This is a genomic window from Nocardia sp. alder85J, from assembly GCF_020176955.2.
GTDB lineage: Bacteria > Actinomycetota > Actinomycetes > Mycobacteriales > Mycobacteriaceae > Nocardia.
In genome coordinates, this window is sequence record NZ_JAIUCZ020000030.1 from 1 (window position 1) to 1,582 (window position 1,582).

Annotated in this window: 1 protein-coding gene; it reads right to left on the bottom strand. The window is 70.9% G+C overall.

Annotated elements, in window-relative coordinates; genetic code table 11:
• A partial coding sequence (locus LBW94_RS44110; protein ID WP_266273630.1) for a condensation domain-containing protein occupies positions 1-1,582 on the bottom strand: 1,582 nt, incomplete at both ends.

Here is a 1,582-nt window from a genome sequence, read left to right on the forward strand (position 1 = left end):
ATACGACAGCCGATCATCACCGAACCGAACCGCGAGCCGATCGCCGAATTCCGCGACGGTGGCATCGAACAGATCCGGGAGGTTGGCCGCGGGATCGAGGCCGGGGGAGCGCGGGGTGATCGGGCCGACCGCGTCGCCGAAGGAGATCGCCGGTAGCGCAACGGGTTCCGACGAAACCCAACGCCGGGTGACATCGTGGCGCTCGGTCTCGGTCAGCAGATCGATGTCCCCGATCACCACCCGGGGATCCTCGGCCACCGCCCGCAACACCCGGATCAGCCGCTGCGCGAACGCCGTCACGGTCTCCGGGTCGAACAGATCCGTGGCGTAGTTCCAGGACAGGCCCAGCCCGCCGTCGGCGGTCGCGCCCACCGTCAGCTGGATGTCGAACTTCGCCGTCGCGACCGGCACCTCCACCGGCGTCACCGACAGTCCGGGCAGCGTGACACCGGCCGCCTCCACCGCACCGGCGGCCTCGAAGGTCAGCGCCACCTGGAACAGCGGGTGCCGGGCCTGCGACCGCACCGGCGACACCACATCCACCAGCTGCTCGAACGGCACATCGGCGTGCGCGAAGGCCGCCACGTCCGCCGCGCGGACCTCGGCGAGCAATTCCTCGAACGACCACTGCGGCGACACCGTCGTCCGCAGCACCAGGGTGTTCACGAACATGCCGATCAGATCGTCCAGGCCGCGATCCCCGCGTCCCGCGATCGGCGTGCCCACCGCGATGTCCCGGCTCCCCGACATCCGCGCCGCCCACACCGCCAGCGCGGCGTGCACCACCATGAACAACGTCACGCCCCGGGCGCGCGCCAACTCTCGCAGCTGCTCGTGCAATCCGGCGTCCACCGTGAACCCTTGCAGCCCACCGGAATACGAGGCCACCTCCGGCCGCGGCCGGTCCGCGGGCAGCTCGATCTGCTCCGGCACGTCGCGCAGCCGGTCCACCCAGTACGCCAGCTGCCGCGACACCAGCGAGCCGGGATCCTCCGCCGATCCGAGCACCTCGCGCCGCCATACCGCGTAGTCCGCGTACTGCACCGGCAGCGGCGTCCACACCGGCGCCTCACCCGCGGCGCGAGAACCGTACGCCGCCACCACATCCCGCAGCAGCGGCCGCATCGAGAAGCCGTCACCGGAGATGTGGTGCACGACCAGCACCGCGACGAACACCGGCGGGTCGCCCGCGCCGGGATCGTCCGCGTCGCTGACGCGGAACAGCGCGAACCGGAACGGGATCTCCCGGGTCACGTCGATATACGAGCCCGCGACCTCGGCGATCCAGGACGGCAGCAGGTCCGTGGTGACCGGTTCGGCGACGATGTCGAAGGCGAGTTCCGCCATCGGCAGCACCTGCTGATAGCCGATGCCGTCCATCTCCGGGTAGACCGTGCGGAGGGTCTCGTGCCGGGCGACCACATCTTCCAGCGCGCCGGCCAGGGCGGCGACGTCCAGAGCGCCGGTCAGCCGCAGGACCACCGGAATGTTGTCCACCCCGGTGCGGTCGTCGAAGCGGTTGAGGAACCACATGCGCTGCTGCGCGAGGGACAACGGCACCAGCACCGCTTCGGCCCCACCC